Raw genomic sequence first — 18,248 nt, 5'->3', positions numbered from 1 at the left:
CCGAACCTATGAACCTTGCGCTATCCTCCCTCGATCAGATGCAGGCGGCCGTCGTGACCGGACCCGGAATGGTGGAAATCGAGCGCCTTGCGGTGCCGAACCCCGGGCCGGGTCAGCTTCGTGTGCGGCTCGAGGGCTGCGGAGTGTGCGCCTCGAACCTTGGTCCCTGGTCCGGGCCGGAATGGATGAAATTTCCAACTGAGCCGGGTGGGTTGGGCCATGAAGGCTGGGGTGTCATCGATGCCTTGGGCGAGGGCGTAACGGAGTTCGCGATCGGTGATCGGGTGGCGGCGCTGTCCTACCACAGCTACGCAACTCATGACGTGGCCGAGGTGGGTTCCGTGGTCAAGCTTCCACCCGAGCTGGACGGTGTTCCGTTTCCCGGCGAACCGCTTGGTTGCGCCATGAACATCTTCAAGCGCTCGGAAATCTCGGCCGGACATACCGTTGCCATTGTCGGAATTGGCTTTCTCGGCGCCTTGCTGACGCAGTTGGCGGTGGGCGCCGGTGCCCGTGTCATCGCCATCGGCCGCCGGCAATTCGCTCTCGATCTGGCAGCAAAGCTGGGTGCCGCCGAAACCATTCCCATGCACGATCACTGGCAGATCATCGAGCGCGTCAAGGAGTTGACCGATGGTCAATTCTGCGACCGGGTCATCGAAGCCGTCGGAAAGCAATGGCCGCTCGACCTCGCCGCCGAACTCACCCGCGAGCGCGGGCGCCTGATCGTTGCCGGTTATCACCAGGACGGGCCGCGGCAGGTCAATATGCAGATGTGGAACTGGCGCGGTTTTGACGTCATCAACGCCCACGAGCGCGACCCCAACATGTATGTGGAAGGCATCCGCGACGCCATCAGGGCAGTGGCGGAAGGGCGGCTCGATCCAACCCCGCTCTATACCCACACCTATCCCCTCTCTGAGCTGGATACCGCCCTCAACGCCACGCGCGACCGGCCGGACGGGTTCATGAAGGCCCTGGTGATCTATCCATGAGTTCTGTTACCTCCAAGGCCCAGAGCGCTCTCCCCCGTATCGGCTTTCTCGGCACCGGCCGGATCGGCCAGATCCGGATGCACAGCCTGCTCGATGAAGCTCTGGTCCAGCCTGTCGTCATCTCCGACCCATCCCCCGAGATGGCCGAGGCCGCGCACCAGCTTGCCCCGCAAGCGGCCCTGGCTGCCTCGCTTGACGAGATGCTCGAGCTTGACCTGGATGGCATTGTCATCGCCACGCCCAGTGCCCTCCATGCGGAGCAATCCATTCGCGCATTGGAGCGCGGCCTTGCCGTATTCTGCCAGAAGCCGCTGGGCCGCACCAAGGCAGAAGTCACCGCCGTGATCGATGCTGCGCGAGCCGCAGATCGTTTATTGGGCCTCGATCTCTCCTATCGCTACACAGCGGGGATGCAGCAGATCCGCTCGCTGGTTCAATCCGGCGCCCTGGGGCAGGTTTTCGCCGCCGACCTGGCATTCCACAACGCCTATGGTCCCGACAAACCCTGGTTCTTCGACAAGGCCCTGTCCGGTGGCGGATGCGTCATGGATCTGGGCGTGCACCTTGTCGACCTCGCACTCTGGACGCTGGATTTCCCTGAGGTCGAAACCGTCACCGGCCATCTGTTCAGCGGCGGCGCGCCGATCGCCCGGGACAGCGACACGGTGGAGGATTTCGCTACCGCAACGATCACCCTCGCCACCGGCGCCGTAATCCGCATCACCTGCTCGTGGCACCTGCACGCGGGCCGCGACGCCGTTATCGGCGCCGATTTTTACGGCACCCAAGGCGGCGCCAGCTTCTCCAATGTGGGCGGCTCCTTCTTCGACTTCGCCGCCCGGCACCATACCCGAACCCAGAGCGTTTCCCTGGCAGAGCCACCCGATGCCTGGTCGGGCCGGGCCATCGTCAACTGGGCGGCGAGCCTCGCCCAGGGCGGCCGGTTCGATGAGAGTGCGCACGAATTTGACGTGGTTGCCGACGTCCTCGACCGCATCTACGCCCGTTAAGAAAACCAATGACCGCTTCCAAACGCATCGGCATCCTGACCTTTCACCGCTGCATAAATTACGGCTCTTACTGGCAGGCCCGGTGCCTCGCTGAAGGTCTGCGCGCCCGTGGGCACGATGCGGTGCTGCTCGATCACCATTCGAGCCGCATCAATATCGCCGAATGGCGTTGCGCCCTGCGGCCCATCCCCGAAGCGCCGCCCAAAGCACACCGCTCCGCCTATGGCGAAAAGGCCCGGCAGTTCTTTGCAGCCTTCGAAGGCCTGCCGCTATCGCGCCCGTTTCCCCTGCTGGCGCCTGAGGAGAGCGAGCCGTTCGACGTAGTTCTGGTAGGCAGCGACGAGGTCTGGAACCTGCGCCATCCCTGGTATGGCGGCAAGGGCGTTTTCTATGGCGACGGCCTCAATGCCGGGCGCCTGGCCTCCTATGCGGCGAGCTTTGGCAATCAATCGGCCTCGGAGGGGCTGGATAGCTATTGGTCCGAACGCCTCGAGCGCTTTGATGCAATTTCGGTGCGCGACAGCAATTCGCAATCGCTCGTCGCAGAGGCCACCGGGCGCTTGCCCGCCATGGTTCTCGACCCCTGCCTGCAGTTCGGACACCTCATTCCCAAGACGCCGTTATGGACGGACGGAAAGCCTTATGCTGTTGTTTATGGTCATGGGTTTCCCGACTGGCTCACGAGCCACATCGTCCATTGGGCGAGGGGCGAGGGCGTCCGGCTGGTCAGCATCGGCTATGACAATCCCTGGGCCGATGAGCAGCGCATCGATGCCGGGCCAATGGAGTTCGCGGCGATGATGGCCGGCTCCCGGGGCGTCGTCACCAACTTCTTCCACGGCTGCGTCTTTGCGCTGGTGAACGGAAAACCCTTCGTCACGGCGCCGTCGGCCTACCGCTTCAACAAGGTTCGCGACCTTGTTGCCGCCTTGGGCGCCGAGCGCCACATGGTCTCCGAAGCGACGGAAATCGAAGCCATTATGAACGACATTCTGGACCCCCGGATCGCTCACGCCATCGCGACCATGAGGGTTCAGTCGGACAGCTATCTTGACCACGCTCTCGGCTGACCCCGCGATCAGCCTGCGGCAACTAAAGAGGTCCGGCCTCTGCATTGGCTGCGGCACCTGCGCGGGGATGCACGTGCAGCCCGATCTACAAATGGCGCTGGACGCCTACGGGCAGTTCAAGCCGACCGGGTCCTCCGAGCGCGCAAAGAGCGAACAACTGGCGCAGATCTGCCCATTCTCCCCCGCTGCCGCCAATGAGGATGAACTGGCCGCCCCAAGGTTCCCGCAGGCGCCGCACACAGACCCCAGGCTAGGCCGTTACGAGGCCGCCTATGTAGGCGCCGTGACGGAAAACCCCTTCCGGCAACAGGGCAGTTCGGGCGGCATGGTCAGCTGGGTGGCGGCAGAACTGCTCCGGCGCGGGCTGGTCGATGGCGTGGCCCATGTGCGGCCGACGACGGGCGAAAATTTCTTCGCCTATGGCATTTCGCGGGATCTGGATGAGCTGCTCGCAGGCGCCAGGTCGCGGTACTATCCGGTGCAGCTATCCGGCGTTTTCGATGAAATCCGCCGCGTGCCGGGGCGCTATGCCATTGTGGGCATCCCATGCTTCATCAAGGCCGTGCATCTGGCGCGGGCGCAGGACCCGGTCCTCGCCGAACGGATCGCCTATACGCTTGGCCTGTTCTGCGGACACATGAAAAGCGCGCGCCTGGTCGAGAGTTTCGCTTGGCAGATGGATACCACCATCGAAGCGGTCGTCCGGCCGGAATACCGCCTCAAGGGCCCGGAGCGCCCGTCCAACTGGTACACCGCGCAACTGACGCTGCGCGACGGCAGCGTCCGGCAAAAGGACTGGTGGTATCTGGGCGACGGCGATTGGGGCGCCGGGTTTTTCCAGAACTCGGCCTGCAATTTCTGCGACGACGTGCTGGCGGAAACCGCCGATATCTCGTTCGGCGACGCCTGGGTCGAACCCTACTCATCCGATTGGCGGGGGACCAATGTGGTTGTCGTGCGCACGCCGGAGCTGCGGGAGATCGTCGAGGAGGGAATTGCCGGCCAAAGGCTCGAATTCACGCCGGTAGATGCCGATTATATTGCCAATACCCAGGCGGCCGGCCTGCGCCAGCGGCGCGAGGGGCTCGCCTATCGCCTGACCTGGAAACGGGGTGGCCTCAAGCCGCGCAAGCGGGTCGCGCCGAGCAACGATCTGCGGTTCCAGCGCAAGATTATCTACCGCCTGCGCTACGGCATCAGCGCCTGGAGCCACCGCATGTTCTGGCTGGCGCGGTGGCTGCACCGGCCGGGCATTTATATCGCCTGGGCCCATGGCGCGCTGCGCCTGTACCACGGCCTGGCCTATGGCCGGGGCAGGGTAGGGGAAATCGCCAGGCGATTGAAGCTCACGCGTGGCGAGGGGTGAGCGATTGCGTTGGCCACTTCCGCACCTTGCCGCTGTGACACCTCAATGGCCCCCGGCTCAAGGCCGGGATGACACCGTAGATGGCAATAGCCCGCGCTAACCTCGCACCAAAATCGCAGTCGACACCCTCCCCCTTGCGGGGAGGGATCAAGGGTGGGGGTGCTGGTAAACCCATATGCTGGAAGCTCACCGCCCTGCTCTACCCCACCCACCACGTTGCCCTCGGGCTCGACCCGAGGGCCACCTTCCGCAAACACACCGCTCCGGCAAGGGCTCCCGAAACGGCCCTCGGGTCAAGCCCGAGGGCAACACAGCGTTTTTCTTTACACCGCGCCACCGGCAAACGTTCGATGTGAACACTCCCAACGCCACCCCCCTAAACCAACAACGCCGACGCCCCCACACGCCCCTCCGCCCGCACCGACGAACCCGGCGCATACCGCTCGATCATCTGCGCGCAAAACTCCGCAAACTCCTCCGGCACTTGCGGCGCGCTGGTATGGTGCGGAGCAATGCCGCGATGTTCGGGCGTAAAGCAAAAAGTCACCGTCACGTCGAAATCCTCCAGTGCCTGCATCTGACGGTCGAACCAGTCCAGCGCATCGGGGCGGAAGCTGTCCGCCCAGGAGAGCCCGGTGCGCATATGCGTCACGCCCAGCCGCTTCATCCACGCGACGGCATCGTCGAGCCGGTGGTCTTGGTAGTGAAACCATTGCACAAGGCCCATTTCGGGCGTGTGCTTGGCGAACTCTTCCAGCGCCGGCTTGGGCGAGCCGTCTTCGCGCAAAAGGCCCATATAGAAGTGCCGGTAATAGGACGAGCCCTCGGCTTCGCGATGGCGGGTCGTCGCTTCCCACTCGCGCGGCAGGTCATAAAGGCTATACCACTGGATGCGCGCCGCATTGCCCTTGAGCAGTTCGGCGGTGCGCTCAAGGCCCCAGACCTGGACTTCCTCGGCGCCAAAGGTGGATATCCCGACTTCGCTGACCCAGATCGGCAAATCCGTGACCGCGCGAATTTCATCGAGTTTGCTGGGCCACTCGTGAATCTGCCACAAGTTCCAGTCCAGCGGAAAGCCATGCACCGCAACCGCATTCATCCTGTCGAGCACGCCGTAGTTCTTCATGCGCGTCATGAAGCCCGGATCGATCGGCGAAATGCCGCCGAGCACGCGGGTCACCTGCGGGTTGGCGGCCGCAATCGCATCGGCAGCCAGATTGGCCATGGTGCCGAACTGTACCCATTCCGGATCGATCTCGGGGTCCCAGTGCGATTTGTTGTTCGGCTCGTTCCAGATCATGGCCGCTTCGATCATGCTTGTGCTCCCTTGTTCGGATAAATCGGAAACGCGTGCGGAGACTGGCTTGCCACGCGACAGATATAAACTTCGGCTTCCGGGTGCGCCGTGATCTCGAAGCCTGAACTGCGCAGCATCGCCTCGGCGCAGGCCGAGTTCGGCACCCACCAATTGGTCGGGTCATCGGCATAGCGATGTTCGATGAAATGCAGCTTGGGAAAAGCGGGGTCATCGAACAGCGCATAATCGGAGAAGGGATAGTTCTCGGCGATCTCGGGCACATCGCGGCTGCCGCGCTGCATCGATTGGAAGATCATCACATCCTTGCTGACATGCTCGCGGATCAAATCCAGCGCCAGCAAGGGATGGCGCAGGTGATAAAGCACGCCCATGAAGATCACGACGTCGAACTTTTCCCCAAGGGCCCCCACGTCGTAGACCGACATTTTCTGGAACTCGATATCCGCTTCGGCGACTTCGGCCGCGAAGCGGGCCTGGTTGAGGTAGACATCGTCGAAGTCGATGCCCAGCACTCGGCTGGCGCCACGCTTTTTCATCTCGATGGAGTAGAACCCTGCATTGCAGCCGATATCGAGCACGGTCTTGCCCGTAAGATCGGCCGGAATGGCACCGGCGATCTTCTGCCATTTGATGTTGGGGTAATCGCCCAGGAAATGCTCAGGCGCGGTGCGCACCCCACCCAGATCCAGATTGTGAAACCAGGGGCCGAGCGCCTGAACTTTCTCGCGGATTTCAGCAATGGGCAGGGTCATGCGCGTATCTCCTTGTGAGGTGTCAGCCTGTGGTTTCGTTGAGCGTGTGGAGCTTGCCGCCCCACTCGCCGACAACGATGGTCGTGATCGAGGCAGGTGAAATTTCAAAACGCGGCCAGGCATCGATCGGCAGGCCAAGCACATGGCTGACCACCGATTTTATGATGTCCGCATGACTGACGAGCACGATCCGCGCATCGGCATTCTGCGCAGCCAGTCGCCGGATCAGCCCCACGGAGCGCTGCTGCACGTCGAGCATGGTTTCCCCGCTCGGCGTTTCGGCCATGCTGCGCATGCTGTTCCAGCGTTGCCATTCCCCAAGCTTGTTAAGCTCGTCAAAGCTCGATCCCGACCATGAGCCGAAATCGACTTCGTCCAACTCGTCCGCGATGGTGACCGGCAAGTCGCCACATGCCGCCGCGATGGCTTCGGCGGTCTCCTGCGTGCGCTCGCGCGGGCTGGCGAAAATGCTCTGGAATCGCTCCTGCGTCATCCGCTGGCCGAGGCGCCTCGCCTGCGCAAGGCCATCGGGACCCAGATGGATGGAGGGCGACCGTCCGGCGAGGAACCCGCCGACATTGTCGTGCGCGGCGTGGCGCACCAGGTAGAAGACAGCCGTCACTCGGCCGCCCCGAGCATGGGCTCGTCGGCCCCGGCAATGAATTCCTCGGTGCGCTGGCGCGCCTCGGCATCGGTGAATTGGCGCGGTGGCGACTTCATGAAATAGCTGGATGGCCCGACCAGGGCACCGCCGATGCCGCGATCCAGCGCCAGCTTGGCACAGCGCACCGCATCGATCACCACGCCGGCCGAATTTGGCGAATCCCAGACTTCTAGCTTGAGTTCGGCATTGAGCGGAACGCCCCCAAAGGTGGTCCCTTCCAGCCGGATATAAGCCATCTTGCGATCAGTCAGCCACGGCACATGATCGCTGGGCCCCACATGGATGTCGCCCGCCGGCAGGGGGATATCGATCTGGCTGGTGACCGCCTGCGTCTTGCTGATTTTCTTGGATTGCAGCCGCTCGCGCTCCAGCATGTTGAGGAAATCGGTATTGCCGCCGAAATTGAGCTGATAGGTGCGGTCGAGCTTCACGCCGCGTTCGCGGAACAGGTTTGCCAGCATGCGGTGGATGATGGTGGCGCCGACCTGGCTCTTGATGTCATCGCCTACGATGGGCAGACCGGCGGCGGCGAAGCGCTGCTCCCATTCCGGCTTGGACGCGATGAATGCGGGGATGCAATTGACGAACCCGCAGCCGGCCTTCAGCGCCTGTTCGGCATACCATTGCGTCGCCAATTCCGAGCCGACAGGCAGATAGGACACCAGCACATCTACGCCGCTGCGGCGCAATTCCTCGGCAACATCGGCGACCGGAACATCGGCCTCCTCGATTTCATCTTCCAGATATTTGCCGATGCCATCGAGCGTATTGCCACGCATGACGGTGACGCCGAGCGGCTCCACATCGGCGAAACGATGCGTATTGTTGGGCGCCGCATAGATCGCCTCGGCAATGTCGCGCCCCACCTTGGCAGTCGAAACGTCGAACGCTGCAGCAATTTCGATGTCGGAGACATGGTAGCCGCCAAGATTAACATGCATCAATCCGGGCACAGGTTCGTTTCCGTCGGCATCCTTGTAGTAAGTCAGGCCCTGCACCAGTGAAGACGCACAGTTTCCGACCCCTACGATGCCTACCCGAACCTTGCGTTCCGTCATTGCCGTGCTCCAACAGATGTATTCTGTGAGGCCAACGACACCCGCCAAGCTTTGTTCCTGTTGGCAGATAGTGGAGCGCAGGCAGGGATGCTGGTTTATGGTGATATGGAACGGGCGGAGAACGCGGGGGAAATTGCCCGCGAAGTGGAAGACCGGCTCGCCAGATGCCGGCAAATTCCCGCCGGTCTACAGCGGCATCAGGCGCTGATTGCAGCGTTCATCCGCGCTTCCGAACTGGTGCAGGGCGCCGCCGACGCCCAATTCCATCAAGTCGGCTTCGATGATGCGAGCGGGCGCGTCGACGCCGGCAACGCACTGCTGCTGGCGCTGGCAAGGTCCGTTGCAGCGTCGTGGGACAGCGGCTTTGCGGCGCTGTCCTATTCGCCAGAACAATTCAGCTCCCATCTCGCGCTCTTGAGCGAAGCCGGGACCATCAATTCGCGGCAAGCGGAGGGCTACGCCTTTTACGCGCTCTACCCGGAAAGCTATATCGCCGCCGCGCGACGATCGGGCCTTGGTCCCGATACGCTCGTGATCGGCATCCGCAGCATCGGCGCGGGACTTGGCGCCCTCGTCGCGGCGGGGCTTGGGGCACAAGCGGCCATGACTGTCCGGCCCGTCGGACACCCGTTCAACCGGCAACTCGCACTGGGGACAAGTCTGGCGCAACACCTCGCAAGCCATCAGGCCGATTTTGCCATCGTCGATGAAGGGCCGGGCCTTTCCGGCAGCTCGTTCAACTGCGTGGCCGACTGGCTCGTGGCCCAGGGCATATCCGAACAGCGGATCCACTTCTTTCCCAGCCATGCCGGCGATCTGGGCAATGCCGCGCGAGCCGATCACCGGCAGCGCTGGCAAGCGGCCCGCAGGCACTTCATCAGCTTCGAACAACTCCTGCTGCACCCGGACGAACCTGCTCATGGCTTGGAGCGCTGGATCAGCGATATCGTGGGTCCTCTCAAGGGACCCCTGCGGGACATTTCGGGCGGGGCATGGCGGCAAGAGCTGGGCGCTGACCTTCCGGCGGACCCGGCGATGGAGCGGCGCAAGTTCCTGGTCACCACAAAGAGCGAGAAATGGCTGGGCAAATTCGCCGGAATCGGCGGCAAAGGCGAAGAAAAACTCGAGCTTGCACGCGTCATCGGCGAAGCATGCTTCGCCCCCCGCCCCGTCGGATTATGTCACGGATTCCTCCTCTATCCATGGGTCGAAGCCGAGCAAAAGCCGGGGGAAACCGTGCCCCCTGAACGCCTGCTAGACTATCTCGCCTTCCGCGCCAGCCTGCCCCCAACCGGCCCGGGAGCCAGCCCTAAGCAGCTGTTCGAAATGGCAATTTTCAACATCGGCCAGCGCCTCGGCGACGCATCTAACGCTGTCCAAACCGCCCTCGGCGACCCCCAGCGCCTCCACCCCATCCCCTGCTGCACCGACAACCGCATGCACAGCTGGGAATGGCTAAAGACCGACCAAACCTGGCTCAAGCTCGACGCCACCGACCACCAAACCGCCCATGATCTGGTGGGTTGCCAAGACATCACCTGGGATCTGGCCGGCGCATCGGTGGAAATGAACATGAGCGAAACCCAGCGAAACGCGCTTACCGAGGCCCTGGGCAAACGGCTCGGGCGGCAGATCGAGAGCGATTTCGTTGCCGCAATGGTGCTTTGCTATCTGGGCTTTCAGATCGGCCTGTGGACCATGGCCCTGGGGCGCAACAATCAGGCCGAGGGCGACCGCATCGATAAGCTACTGGCGCGCTATGGACAGCACCGCGCGCTAAGAAGTCTTGGATTAACTTATGATAGATCATGAACCAGCGGCCGCCAGACTTACTTTCCCTGCCACACGCAAGGAGTTTTCCATGAAGGCGCTCAATCTCGTTACACTTTTATTGATTATCATCGGTGGCATCAACTGGCTCCTGGTCGGTGCATTCCAGTTTGATCTTGTGGCGGCCATTTTCGGCGGTCAGGATGCCGCGCTCGCCCGCATCGTCTACGTCCTGGTCGGGTTGTCAGCCATCTACCAGCTGGTGCCATTCTTCCGTGCCATGTCGACCGGCGAAGTTGCTGCAGAGCGCCGCCATTAAGTCTTGAAGCAACGTGATTTGGCCGTCGCTCCCTGTAGCGGCGGCCATTTTCAATGGTAGTCGGGCCTATTCCACGGGCCATCGCCATTCTTGGCTTCCACGATGGCCTGTAGCAGTTTCTGGGCAATCGAGGATAACTCCTGGGCAATGGCGGTGACGGCCAGGCTGGCGCCCGACGATTGCATGTAATGGGCCAGGAATTCCCCGGCGATGATATCCTCGTCCAGTTCGGCCAGTGTTGCCGATGCGGTGGCGACCAGGGCGGCCGTGGCCGGGCCTGTGCTGGAGCGCAGATCATCGGTCAATCCCGGAGCGACGCGGGTATGGGTCCGCGCGCGCTCGTACCAGGAGGCCCAGTCTTCGTCGGTGAAATTGGTGGGATTGGTCATGTCTCGAACTCCGCCCCTTTTCGAATGGGGGCGGGTAGAAGAAAGTTCGCTCGTGTAACGCCGGTTAAACGCCCGCGACTTCGCAGCAGTGCCTTTGCGGCGGCGCGGTGGTCCGTGTAATGTGGCTACAAACATCCGCGCCGGTGGCGCGCTGTCGCACTGAGCCAGGAATAACCCCATGAGTGATGCCAAGCAATTTCCGGTCGTGGGGGTCGGCGCGTCCGCAGGTGGCATTCCGGCCATGGAAGGATTGTTCAAGGGCCTGCCGGACGATAACGGCATGGCCTTCGTGATCGTGACGCACCTCAGCCCCGACCGGGATAGCTCGCTGCCTGAGGTGGTCGCCCATTTGACTTCCATGCCGGTGCAAACGGTGCAGGACGCCTCGGAGATCCTGCCGGGCAATGTCTATGTCATGCCGCCAGGCCAGATTCTGACGATCGAGAACCGATTGCTGAAGTTGAGTTCGCTCGATCCGGCGCATCGCGAGCGCAAGCCGATCGACATATTCTTTGCGTCCCTGGCCGAGGCTTTTGGCGAATACGCAGTGGGTGTCGTGCTGTCGGGCGGCGATGGCGATGGCACGCTGGGGGTCAAGGTCATCAAGGAGCGCGGCGGGCTGACCCTGGCGCAGGCACTCGATCAATTTGGCCCTAACACGCCCGACATGCCGCGCAGTGCCATCAAGAGCGGGCTTATCGATATCGAAGCCAAGGCTGAGGAGATGGGCGCCAAGCTGGTCGATTATGCCGCCAGCTTCGATGTTCTGGCCAGCATCAGCCAGCATGAGGGCGAGCGGGAGGAAGACACGATCGAGCGGGCCAAGACGGAGATCTATGCCGTTTTGCGCAGCCACTCGGGCCATGACTTCTCTGGCTACAAGTCCAAGACGTTCCTGCGCCGGGTGCGCCGACGGATGCAGGTCATGCAATTGCGCGGCATCGATGCCTATGTCGAACTGCTGCGGCGCGACGCAGGCGAGGTGATGAATCTGTTTCGCGACCTGCTGATCAGCGTCACCAATTTCTTCCGCGATGCCGACGCTTTCGACCTCCTCGAGGAATTGGTGATTCCGCGGTTGTTCGAGGGCAAGGGCGCCAGCGACACCGTGCGCGTGTGGGTGCCGGGCTGCGCCACCGGCGAGGAAGTGTTTTCCATCGGTATTCTGATGCGGGAATTCATGGCAACGCTGCAGGCCCCGCCGCGCGTCCAGATCTTCGCCACCGATATCGACGAAGGCGCTCTCTCGGTCGCCCGTCTCGCGCGCTATCCGGAGAGTCTGCTCGAAGGGATGTCGCCCGAGCGGCGGCAGCGCTACTTTCAACGGGATGGGGCGAGCTATGTCCTCAGCAACGAGGTGCGCGAATTGTGCATCTTTTCGCCCCACAGCGTCATCCGCGATCCGCCGTTTTCCCGGATGGACCTGGTGTCCTGCCGCAACCTGTTGATTTATTTCGGTCCCGATATCCAGAACCGGGTGATCCCTACGTTCCACTATTCGCTGCGGCCTGGCGGCTTCCTGTTTCTGGGGACGTCGGAAGGCATCGGCCAGCATGGCGACCTGTTTTCCATGGTCGACAAGAAGCAGCGCATCTTCCAGGCCCGTGAGCACATCGCCTCGAGCCCGCGCCTGACCAATCTGGTGGGGGAGAGCCGGGCGCCGGTTTTCTCCCAGGGACGGCAGGACCGGCTGCAACAATCGAACTATCCGCTGCGCCAGGCCGTCGAAGCCCAGGTCCTGGATCGCTTCGCGCCCGCCCATGTCGTGGTCAATAGCGAAGGCGATGTGGTTTACTATTCCGCCCGCACCGGCCGTTTCCTCGAGCCATCGCAAGGTGCCCCCAGCCGGCAATTGCTGACCATGGCACGGCGCGGCCTGCGGCTTGAACTGCGCGCAGCGTTGCGCGAGGCGTTGAGCACCGACCGCCCGGTGATCAAGCCCGATCTGCCGCTCGATGACGATGAAGGCCGCTTGCAACTGGTTACCATCATCGTCGAAGCCATGGCCGAGCGCGGCACGGGCGAGCCGCTCTACCTTGTGCTGTTCACTGTTGGCAGCCCAGTTAGTACTCGCTCCGAAGGCGAATATACCGGAGCCGGCGTTGAAGGTCTGCTCGATCTCGACCGCGAATTGCGTGACACCAAGGAGCGCTTGCAGGCGACGATCGAAGAATACGAGACCGCGGTGGAGGAGCTGAAGTCCTCCAACGAAGAGCTGGTCTCGGTGAACGAGGAGGCGCAATCCACCAACGAGGAACTCGAAGCCTCCAAGGAGGAGATGCAGTCGCTCAACGAAGAGCTCAACACGATCAATGCCGAACTGATCGGCAAGGTCGAGGAACTCGACCGCGCCAACAATGACCTCAAGAACCTGTTTGAAAGCGCTCAGATCGCCACGGTCTTTCTCGACCGCAATCTGGTGATCCGCAACTTCACGCCCGCGGCTTCAGCCTTCTTCAATCTGCGCCCAACCGATATCGGCCGTCCACTCACCGATCTCTCGAACCGGCTCGATTATCCCGATCTCAAGACACATATCGAGCAGGTGTTTGCATCGGGAGAACTGATGGAACACAAGTTACCACGCGACAAGGACCGGCGGCACTATCTTGTGCGCCTGATGCCTTATCGGGAAGATGCCCAGGCGATCCAGGGCGTCGTGGTCTCGCTTACCGACGTGACGACGCTGGCGGACGCCGAAGAGCACCAGCAATTGCTGATCTCCGAGCTGAACCACCGCGTCAAGAACATGCTGGCAGTGGTGATCAGCATCGCGACCAGCACCCTTGACGGTGCGCCCAGTCACCCCGCCCATGCCGCGCTCCTCGGAAGGCTACGCGCCATGGCACGGGCTTACAACGCACTGTCACAGGTGAACTGGACGCAGGTATCGCTATCAAAGATGTTGCGCGATCAAACCGAGCATCTGGATCAGAAGCGCTTTCACCTGAATGGCCCCGAAGTGTTGCTAGAGCCCCAGCAGGCACTGTCCATGGGCGTGGTGATCCACGAACTGGCGACCAATGCCGTCAAATACGGCGCTCTGGCCAATCCACAAGGGTCGGTGACGATCAGTTGGGAGAAGCGCGATTGCAGTCTGCACATGCAGTGGCAGGAGCGTGGCGGCCCTCCAGCGCCGGAGCCGGTGTCGCATGGCTTTGGTTTGTCGCTGCTGCAGGGGGAGATCGGTTATCGGCATGGAGGAACGGTGCTGACCCAGTTTGATCCAGCCGGGCTTACCGTGCTGATTACCTTGCCCGAGCCGGCCTAGTTCCTGCTGCCAACGATTGTTCCTCAGGCCCTGAGGTAGGCACTCCAGCAGGCCACTAACATATGTTAGACGCGCCGCGCTGGCGCCTTGTTATGACTCATCTCGAAGAGGTGGGTCATCATGGCGATCTGGCTGGGCAGTAATTTTAGCAGTTCTGCTCTCAACTGGATCGTTGGGATCGCTTGTGCGTTATCGAGACTGATGCGCGATGATATGATAACCAACACCTGCGCGGTTTACGCTGCAGTAGCTCGGATGCTGGACAACAAAGGAAGGTCGGCATGAGCAGTTTCACCTCCGTCGATCCCGTGGGCAGCGCCTATGCCCCGAACACTGTCCATCCCCACATCGAACACGGCGTATTTGTGCGCCGCCTGAGCGCTCTTTACCCCTTGCAGCCTCACGAGAGCAAAACGCTCGAGGCTCTGGTGGAAACGGCCTACACCGTAGCGGCACACCGCGACATCCTCCATGAACAACAGCCAGCCAAGGAAGCGCTGGTGCTGCTCGAGGGGCTTGCCTGCCACTACAAGGTGCTCGATTCCGCGCGTCGCCAAATGACGGGCTTTGTGTTGCCCGGCGATTTTTGCGATTTCGGCTTCCTGTCCTCCAGCGTCACCAGGCAAAGCGTCATGTCGCTTGGCAAGGTCGTCGTTGGGCGAATCGATTTGCGCCAACTCTCGGCAGTGGCCGACAAGATGCCCAATATCCTTGTGGCCGCGATGCGCGCCGCCTCCGTGGACCAGGCTTGCGCCCGTGAGCTGGTGATAAGCCTTGGTGCGCGCGACGCACTGCAACGGCTCGCCCATTTTTTGTGCGAGCTCCACCATCGCTCTCGCATTGTCGGCCTTGTAAACGCTAATGCGGAGTTCGACCTGTCAATGACGCAGGCCGAAATGGGTGAGGCTCTGGGTCTATCGACCGTTCACATCAACAGAACCATCCAGCAATTGCGGAAGCGCAAGCTGATTGCCATGGGGCAGGGGATCGCGACCATTCTGGACGCCGCAGGCCTTGAAGCCGTGGCTTCCTTCGATGGGCGGTATTTGCGGCCGAACTAATCGGTGCGCATGCTGCGGGCGAGAGCCCGGGCAAACGTCTGGGCGGGTGCTTCGACAGGGCCGTTCGGCAAGATCGGCGGCATGACCTTGGCAGGTCTCGCTAACGGGCGTCGGGTCATGGCGTGGATTTCGGCGACCAGTTTCTTGCGGTCGAATGGTTTCTCAAGAAGCGGCGCATCATGAAAACGGCTGGGGATCGAATTGCGGTCGGACGCTGTTGCGAAGATGATCGGAACGCCCCGATCGAGCAATAGATCGGCAACTTCGAAAACGGTTGTACCGTGGAGCCGCACGTCCAGCACGGCGGCGTCGATCTTCTTGCCCCCGATCAAATGCATTGCGTAAAATGGCGTTGGCGCGGGACCCAGCACCGTAGCTCCAAGCTCGCGCAGGGTACGGCAGATGTCGGTCGCGAGCACGAAGTCGTCTTCGACCACGACAATGCGTTTGCCGTTCAGGTCCGCGGTTTCTTCCATTGCCATAATGCCCCACCAATATGCAGCCAGGCGCGTTGGCGCTTACTTCCCTATAACATCCGCCCTACCATCCCGTTCCCCGCCCGGTCAGACTTCGCGATCATCAGGGTCGCGGTCACCGCGTGGCTCCTGTTGCAACAGTGCGTCTGCCTCGCGCTGGCGCAAGCACCTGTCCAGCGCCGCAAACCAGTATTCCTTTTCTCGCCCGAGGGGCCGACCATCATTTTCCCACAGGAAATAGGCGGTATCTCGAACCGCCGACTCGAAGTCCTTGTCGATCCAGGGGTCGTCTGCGTCAGCCATGGCCTCATCCTGTTGCTTAGCTTGGATCAACACGTTGGCACGTGCATCGTTCACCGCATTTAACGCACGTTAGATGATGGGCTGACAGGCGCGGACAGGGAACAATGTGGTTACTTTCGCACTTATTCAGGCATGCCAGTCCCAACTTCTGACCAGCTCCGCGACAATATCGACAAAGGCCGCACGGACGAGAAAGTGTCCATGCCCGATCCTGCGGCCGTGCCCTTGGGAACGGATGCCGAGGCCGGCGGGATCCCCCCTACTGCCCAGGAGCGGAAGCTGGACGCTGCAGCCGCGCCCGATGGCGTTAGCAGGCAGGGTCGCGCCTCATCGGGCAACATGGTCTACCTGGCGCTGGTGGCGTGCCTTGCCATCGCGCTCGTGGTGATCGTGGCACTCGCTGCTACGTAGAAGGGACCTCCAAAATGGCGCTCCACACCCAGCGAGCCATCGCAATCGGCGGCTCCACGGGCGCTCTTGGAGCCGCTCGCATTCTGTTGCAGGATCTGCCTTCTCATCTGGGCGCACCGGTTTTCATCACGCTTCATGTCGGCTCGGATGGCCAAAACCTGCTTGCCCAGACGCTTGCGACCCCCGGGCACATGCCCGTCAGAACCGCTGAACATGACGAGCCGGTCAGCAATGACGTCGTCTATGTTGCGCCCAAAGATTTCCATCTTCTGGTGATCGACGGCACCATCAAGCTCGGCCGCGGGCCGCGGGAAAACCTTGCGCGCCCCGCGATCGATCCCCTGTTCCGCTCCGTCGGCGCTTGTTATGGGAGCGGCGCCATCTCTGTCGTGCTGAGCGGCAAACTCAACGACGGGGCGGCGGGCATGGCGGATCTCAAGCGCTGCGGCGGTATAGCCGTGATCCAGAATCCTACCGATGCACCGGCCCCCGACATGCCGCTGGGCGCCCTGGCCGCGGCTGACGTCGACCATCGGGCGCCGGTGAGCCAGCTCGGCTCACTGTTGATGCAATTGCTGGCCCAGTCGCCAGAGCCCTCCCCGCCTGTCCCCGACAGTGTGCTGCTCGAGATCGATATCGCATTGGGACGCCCTTGCCTCAGCAGCGATCCGCAAGGCCGAGGAATTGCGCCAGCATGCCGATGTTCTGCGGCGGGCAGCATTGCAGGATTTCAAGAAAACCGGCTAGAGCGCGTCGCGTTCTCCGGAACTGCTCGTGCGATGCGTGGAAGCCGATCTTCATGCGCCAAGTTTCTTTGCCAGAATGTCATCGGTTGTGCAGGTGGTGACCTGGACTCCGAAGCGGCTCTCGAACACCGACAGCATGGCCTCGTGGCAGCTTTCTGCCGAACTGCACACCGCATCGGTGGGCAGCCACACCCGATAGCCCAGATCGATTGCGCCCATGATCGTGGCGAGCACGCATACATCTGTCTCGCCGCCCGAAACGATCACGGTGTCGATCCCGGCCTGCTGCAGCAGACGGTGCAGTTCCCCCGACCACCATGGCGAGAACACCGGCTTGTCGAACACTCGTGCCGGGGGCGTGTAGTGCGCAAGACTGGGGGCCAGGCCTAGCAGCTCAGGGGCGATGGCTTCCCGCGCCATGCGCGGCCAAGCGGCATAATAATCCACCCAGGCGCCGTGCGTGGCTTCGGCCGGCGGGGGAATGAAGCGGGTGAACACGGTTCTTGCCGGATCGGCGTCCACCAGCGCCTCTATGGCGGGCAATGTGTCGGGCATACTGGGTAATTGCCAGTCGGTGCCCTCAAGGAACATGCGTTGCATATCAACGCAGAGATGAACGGAATTCTGCGGCAAAGCGGGCTCCTAATCCTGCACCAGGAAGAAGATCGTTCCGAACACGACCACGAAAAGCACCACGGCCAGGATGACGCGGACCATGCTCCCATAAGGATTGCGCCCGAGCACCGCCCGCTCCGCCGAGCCACGGCCACGCTCCACCAGGGTTTCGTCGGTCTCCGGACGGGGCCGTTCCGGGCTGGCAGGATCGTTCATGTCCGTCCTCGTTTGTTGCAGGTCATGGCGGGCAACGGTTTGGCGGTTCGCCGGGTTGCCTGAAGGCTTGGAACTAGACGGGCTCCGGCAATGTTCATCCACAAGGACGGAGGGAAGGAGATACCGGTGAACACTGCCAATCTACAGCTTGAGGGGCTGTATCTTGCCATTGCGGCGATCAACAATGCTCTGGCGGAAAAGGGCCTGCTGAGCCGCGAGGAAATCGCCATGGCGCTGCGGCGCGCCGAGCAGATCGCCTTGGGCGATTACCGGTCCGAGGATTTAAGCGGCGCCGAGCGCGACGCCGTGGCCTTTGCTCCGCGTCTTCTGCACTTGGCGAACAACAACGCGGCCCAAGGACAGGACCTGTCATTTTCCGAGCTCGCAAAGCTGGTGGGGCAAACAAAGCCGCGTCATCCTGACCGGCAATAGGCCCGG

At 62.2% G+C, this 18,248-nt stretch carries 20 protein-coding genes and 1 pseudogene; 11 read left to right on the top strand and 10 right to left on the bottom strand.

Annotated elements, in window-relative coordinates; all coding sequences use genetic code 11:
* Positions 1–8: 8 nt before the first annotated feature.
* From C8264_RS08335 to C8264_RS08320, 4 genes are all read left to right on the top strand, one after another.
* On the top strand, positions 9–995 hold the full coding sequence (locus tag C8264_RS08335; protein WP_108460510.1) for an MDR/zinc-dependent alcohol dehydrogenase-like family protein: 987 nt from the start codon (positions 9–11) through the stop codon (positions 993–995).
* On the top strand, positions 992–2,005 hold the full coding sequence (locus tag C8264_RS08330) for a Gfo/Idh/MocA family protein (RefSeq protein WP_108460509.1): 1,014 nt from the start codon (positions 992–994) through the stop codon (positions 2,003–2,005). The genes C8264_RS08335 and C8264_RS08330 overlap by 4 nt, the downstream gene beginning before the upstream one ends.
* Positions 2,006–2,013: 8 nt before the next feature.
* Positions 2,014–3,075 carry a polysaccharide pyruvyl transferase family protein gene (locus tag C8264_RS08325; protein WP_108460508.1) on the top strand — a complete coding sequence of 354 codons (1,062 nt, stop codon included), beginning with the start codon at positions 2,014–2,016 and terminating at the stop codon, positions 3,073–3,075.
* Between the two features lie 91 nt (positions 3,076–3,166).
* Positions 3,167–4,441 carry a Coenzyme F420 hydrogenase/dehydrogenase, beta subunit C-terminal domain gene (locus tag C8264_RS08320; protein WP_162783528.1) on the top strand — a complete coding sequence of 425 codons (1,275 nt, stop codon included), beginning with the start codon at positions 3,167–3,169 and terminating at the stop codon, positions 4,439–4,441.
* A 376-nt stretch (positions 4,442–4,817) separates the two neighbouring features.
* On the opposite strand, the gene C8264_RS08315 is transcribed toward C8264_RS08320, so the two are convergent.
* Genes C8264_RS08315 through C8264_RS08300 form a run of 4 tightly spaced genes read right to left on the bottom strand, consistent with a single transcriptional unit; the run spans position 4,818 to position 8,233 of the window.
* Positions 4,818–5,756, bottom strand: a complete 939-nt coding sequence (locus tag C8264_RS08315; RefSeq protein ID WP_108460506.1) for an MBL fold metallo-hydrolase — start codon at positions 5,754–5,756, stop codon at positions 4,818–4,820.
* Positions 5,753–6,511, bottom strand: coding sequence for a TIGR04290 family methyltransferase (locus tag C8264_RS08310; protein WP_108460505.1), 759 nt, complete (start codon positions 6,509–6,511; stop codon positions 5,753–5,755). Before C8264_RS08310 ends, C8264_RS08315 begins: the two co-directional genes overlap by 4 nt.
* 22 nt (positions 6,512–6,533) lie before the next feature.
* A complete protein-coding gene (locus C8264_RS08305; protein WP_108460504.1) occupies positions 6,534–7,133 on the bottom strand; it encodes a histidine phosphatase family protein in 600 nt (199 codons plus the stop codon).
* Entirely contained in the window at positions 7,130–8,233 is a 1,104-nt protein-coding gene (locus C8264_RS08300; RefSeq protein ID WP_108460503.1) for an inositol-3-phosphate synthase, read from the bottom strand. Before C8264_RS08300 ends, C8264_RS08305 begins: the two co-directional genes overlap by 4 nt.
* Before the next feature lie 87 nt (positions 8,234–8,320).
* On the opposite strand from C8264_RS08300, the gene C8264_RS08295 reads away from it, so the two are divergent.
* Together C8264_RS08295 and C8264_RS08290 are read left to right on the top strand one after the other, a co-directional pair.
* Positions 8,321–10,045, top strand: a complete 1,725-nt coding sequence (locus tag C8264_RS08295; RefSeq protein WP_108460502.1) for a hypothetical protein — start codon at positions 8,321–8,323, stop codon at positions 10,043–10,045.
* Between the two features lie 49 nt (positions 10,046–10,094).
* Positions 10,095–10,322 carry a DUF378 domain-containing protein gene (locus C8264_RS08290; protein WP_108460501.1) on the top strand — a complete coding sequence of 76 codons (228 nt, stop codon included), beginning with the start codon at positions 10,095–10,097 and terminating at the stop codon, positions 10,320–10,322.
* A 50-nt stretch (positions 10,323–10,372) separates the two neighbouring features.
* Here the strand turns inward: C8264_RS08290 and C8264_RS08285 are convergent, their stop codons facing one another.
* Positions 10,373–10,711 (bottom strand): hypothetical protein, encoded by a 339-nt coding sequence (locus C8264_RS08285; RefSeq protein WP_108460500.1) that lies wholly within the window; start codon positions 10,709–10,711, stop codon positions 10,373–10,375.
* A gap of 178 nt (positions 10,712–10,889) precedes the next feature.
* On the opposite strand from C8264_RS08285, the gene C8264_RS08280 reads away from it, so the two are divergent.
* Positions 10,890–13,982, top strand: coding sequence for a CheR family methyltransferase (locus C8264_RS08280; protein ID WP_108460499.1), 3,093 nt, complete (start codon positions 10,890–10,892; stop codon positions 13,980–13,982).
* A gap of 281 nt (positions 13,983–14,263) precedes the next feature.
* Positions 14,264–15,043, top strand: coding sequence for a Crp/Fnr family transcriptional regulator (locus C8264_RS08275; RefSeq protein ID WP_108460498.1), 780 nt, complete (start codon positions 14,264–14,266; stop codon positions 15,041–15,043).
* Here C8264_RS08275 and C8264_RS08270 read toward each other — a convergent pair.
* Together C8264_RS08270 and C8264_RS08265 are read right to left on the bottom strand one after the other, a co-directional pair.
* A complete protein-coding gene (locus C8264_RS08270) occupies positions 15,040–15,525 on the bottom strand; it encodes a response regulator (RefSeq protein WP_108460497.1) in 486 nt (161 codons plus the stop codon). The genes C8264_RS08275 and C8264_RS08270 overlap by 4 nt on opposite strands.
* Positions 15,526–15,606: 81 nt before the next feature.
* Complete coding sequence (locus C8264_RS08265) at positions 15,607–15,822, bottom strand: DUF2934 domain-containing protein (protein WP_108460623.1); 216 nt, start codon at positions 15,820–15,822, stop codon at positions 15,607–15,609.
* A 132-nt stretch (positions 15,823–15,954) separates the two neighbouring features.
* On the opposite strand from C8264_RS08265, the gene C8264_RS22095 reads away from it, so the two are divergent.
* Together C8264_RS22095 and C8264_RS08260 are read left to right on the top strand one after the other, a co-directional pair.
* On the top strand, positions 15,955–16,233 hold the full coding sequence (locus tag C8264_RS22095) for a hypothetical protein (protein WP_162783517.1): 279 nt from the start codon (positions 15,955–15,957) through the stop codon (positions 16,231–16,233).
* A 14-nt stretch (positions 16,234–16,247) separates the two neighbouring features.
* Positions 16,248–16,733 (top strand): annotated as a pseudogene (locus C8264_RS08260) (chemotaxis protein CheB); the annotation flags it as partial.
* A 157-nt stretch (positions 16,734–16,890) separates the two neighbouring features.
* On the opposite strand, the gene C8264_RS22090 reads toward C8264_RS08260, so the two are convergent.
* Genes C8264_RS22090 through C8264_RS08250 form a run of 3 tightly spaced genes read right to left on the bottom strand, consistent with a single transcriptional unit; the run spans position 16,891 to position 17,810 of the window.
* Entirely contained in the window at positions 16,891–17,034 is a 144-nt protein-coding gene (locus tag C8264_RS22090; RefSeq protein ID WP_162783516.1) for a hypothetical protein, read from the bottom strand.
* Positions 17,031–17,612: a cysteine hydrolase family protein gene (locus C8264_RS08255; protein ID WP_281261440.1), complete on the bottom strand. Its 582-nt coding sequence runs from the start codon at positions 17,610–17,612 to the stop codon at positions 17,031–17,033. Before C8264_RS08255 ends, C8264_RS22090 begins: the two co-directional genes overlap by 4 nt.
* Before the next feature lie 9 nt (positions 17,613–17,621).
* Positions 17,622–17,810, bottom strand: a complete 189-nt coding sequence (locus tag C8264_RS08250) for a hypothetical protein (protein WP_108460496.1) — start codon at positions 17,808–17,810, stop codon at positions 17,622–17,624.
* A gap of 126 nt (positions 17,811–17,936) precedes the next feature.
* Between C8264_RS08250 and C8264_RS08245 the strand changes: the two genes are divergently transcribed.
* Positions 17,937–18,242: a hypothetical protein gene (locus C8264_RS08245; RefSeq protein ID WP_108460621.1), complete on the top strand. Its 306-nt coding sequence runs from the start codon at positions 17,937–17,939 to the stop codon at positions 18,240–18,242.
* Positions 18,243–18,248 lie beyond the last annotated feature (6 nt).

Source organism: Devosia naphthalenivorans, assembly GCF_003056355.1.
GTDB lineage: Bacteria > Pseudomonadota > Alphaproteobacteria > Rhizobiales > Devosiaceae > Devosia > Devosia naphthalenivorans.
Note: the sequence above shows the minus strand (reverse complement) of the source record. Positions and strands in the feature narration are given on the sequence as shown.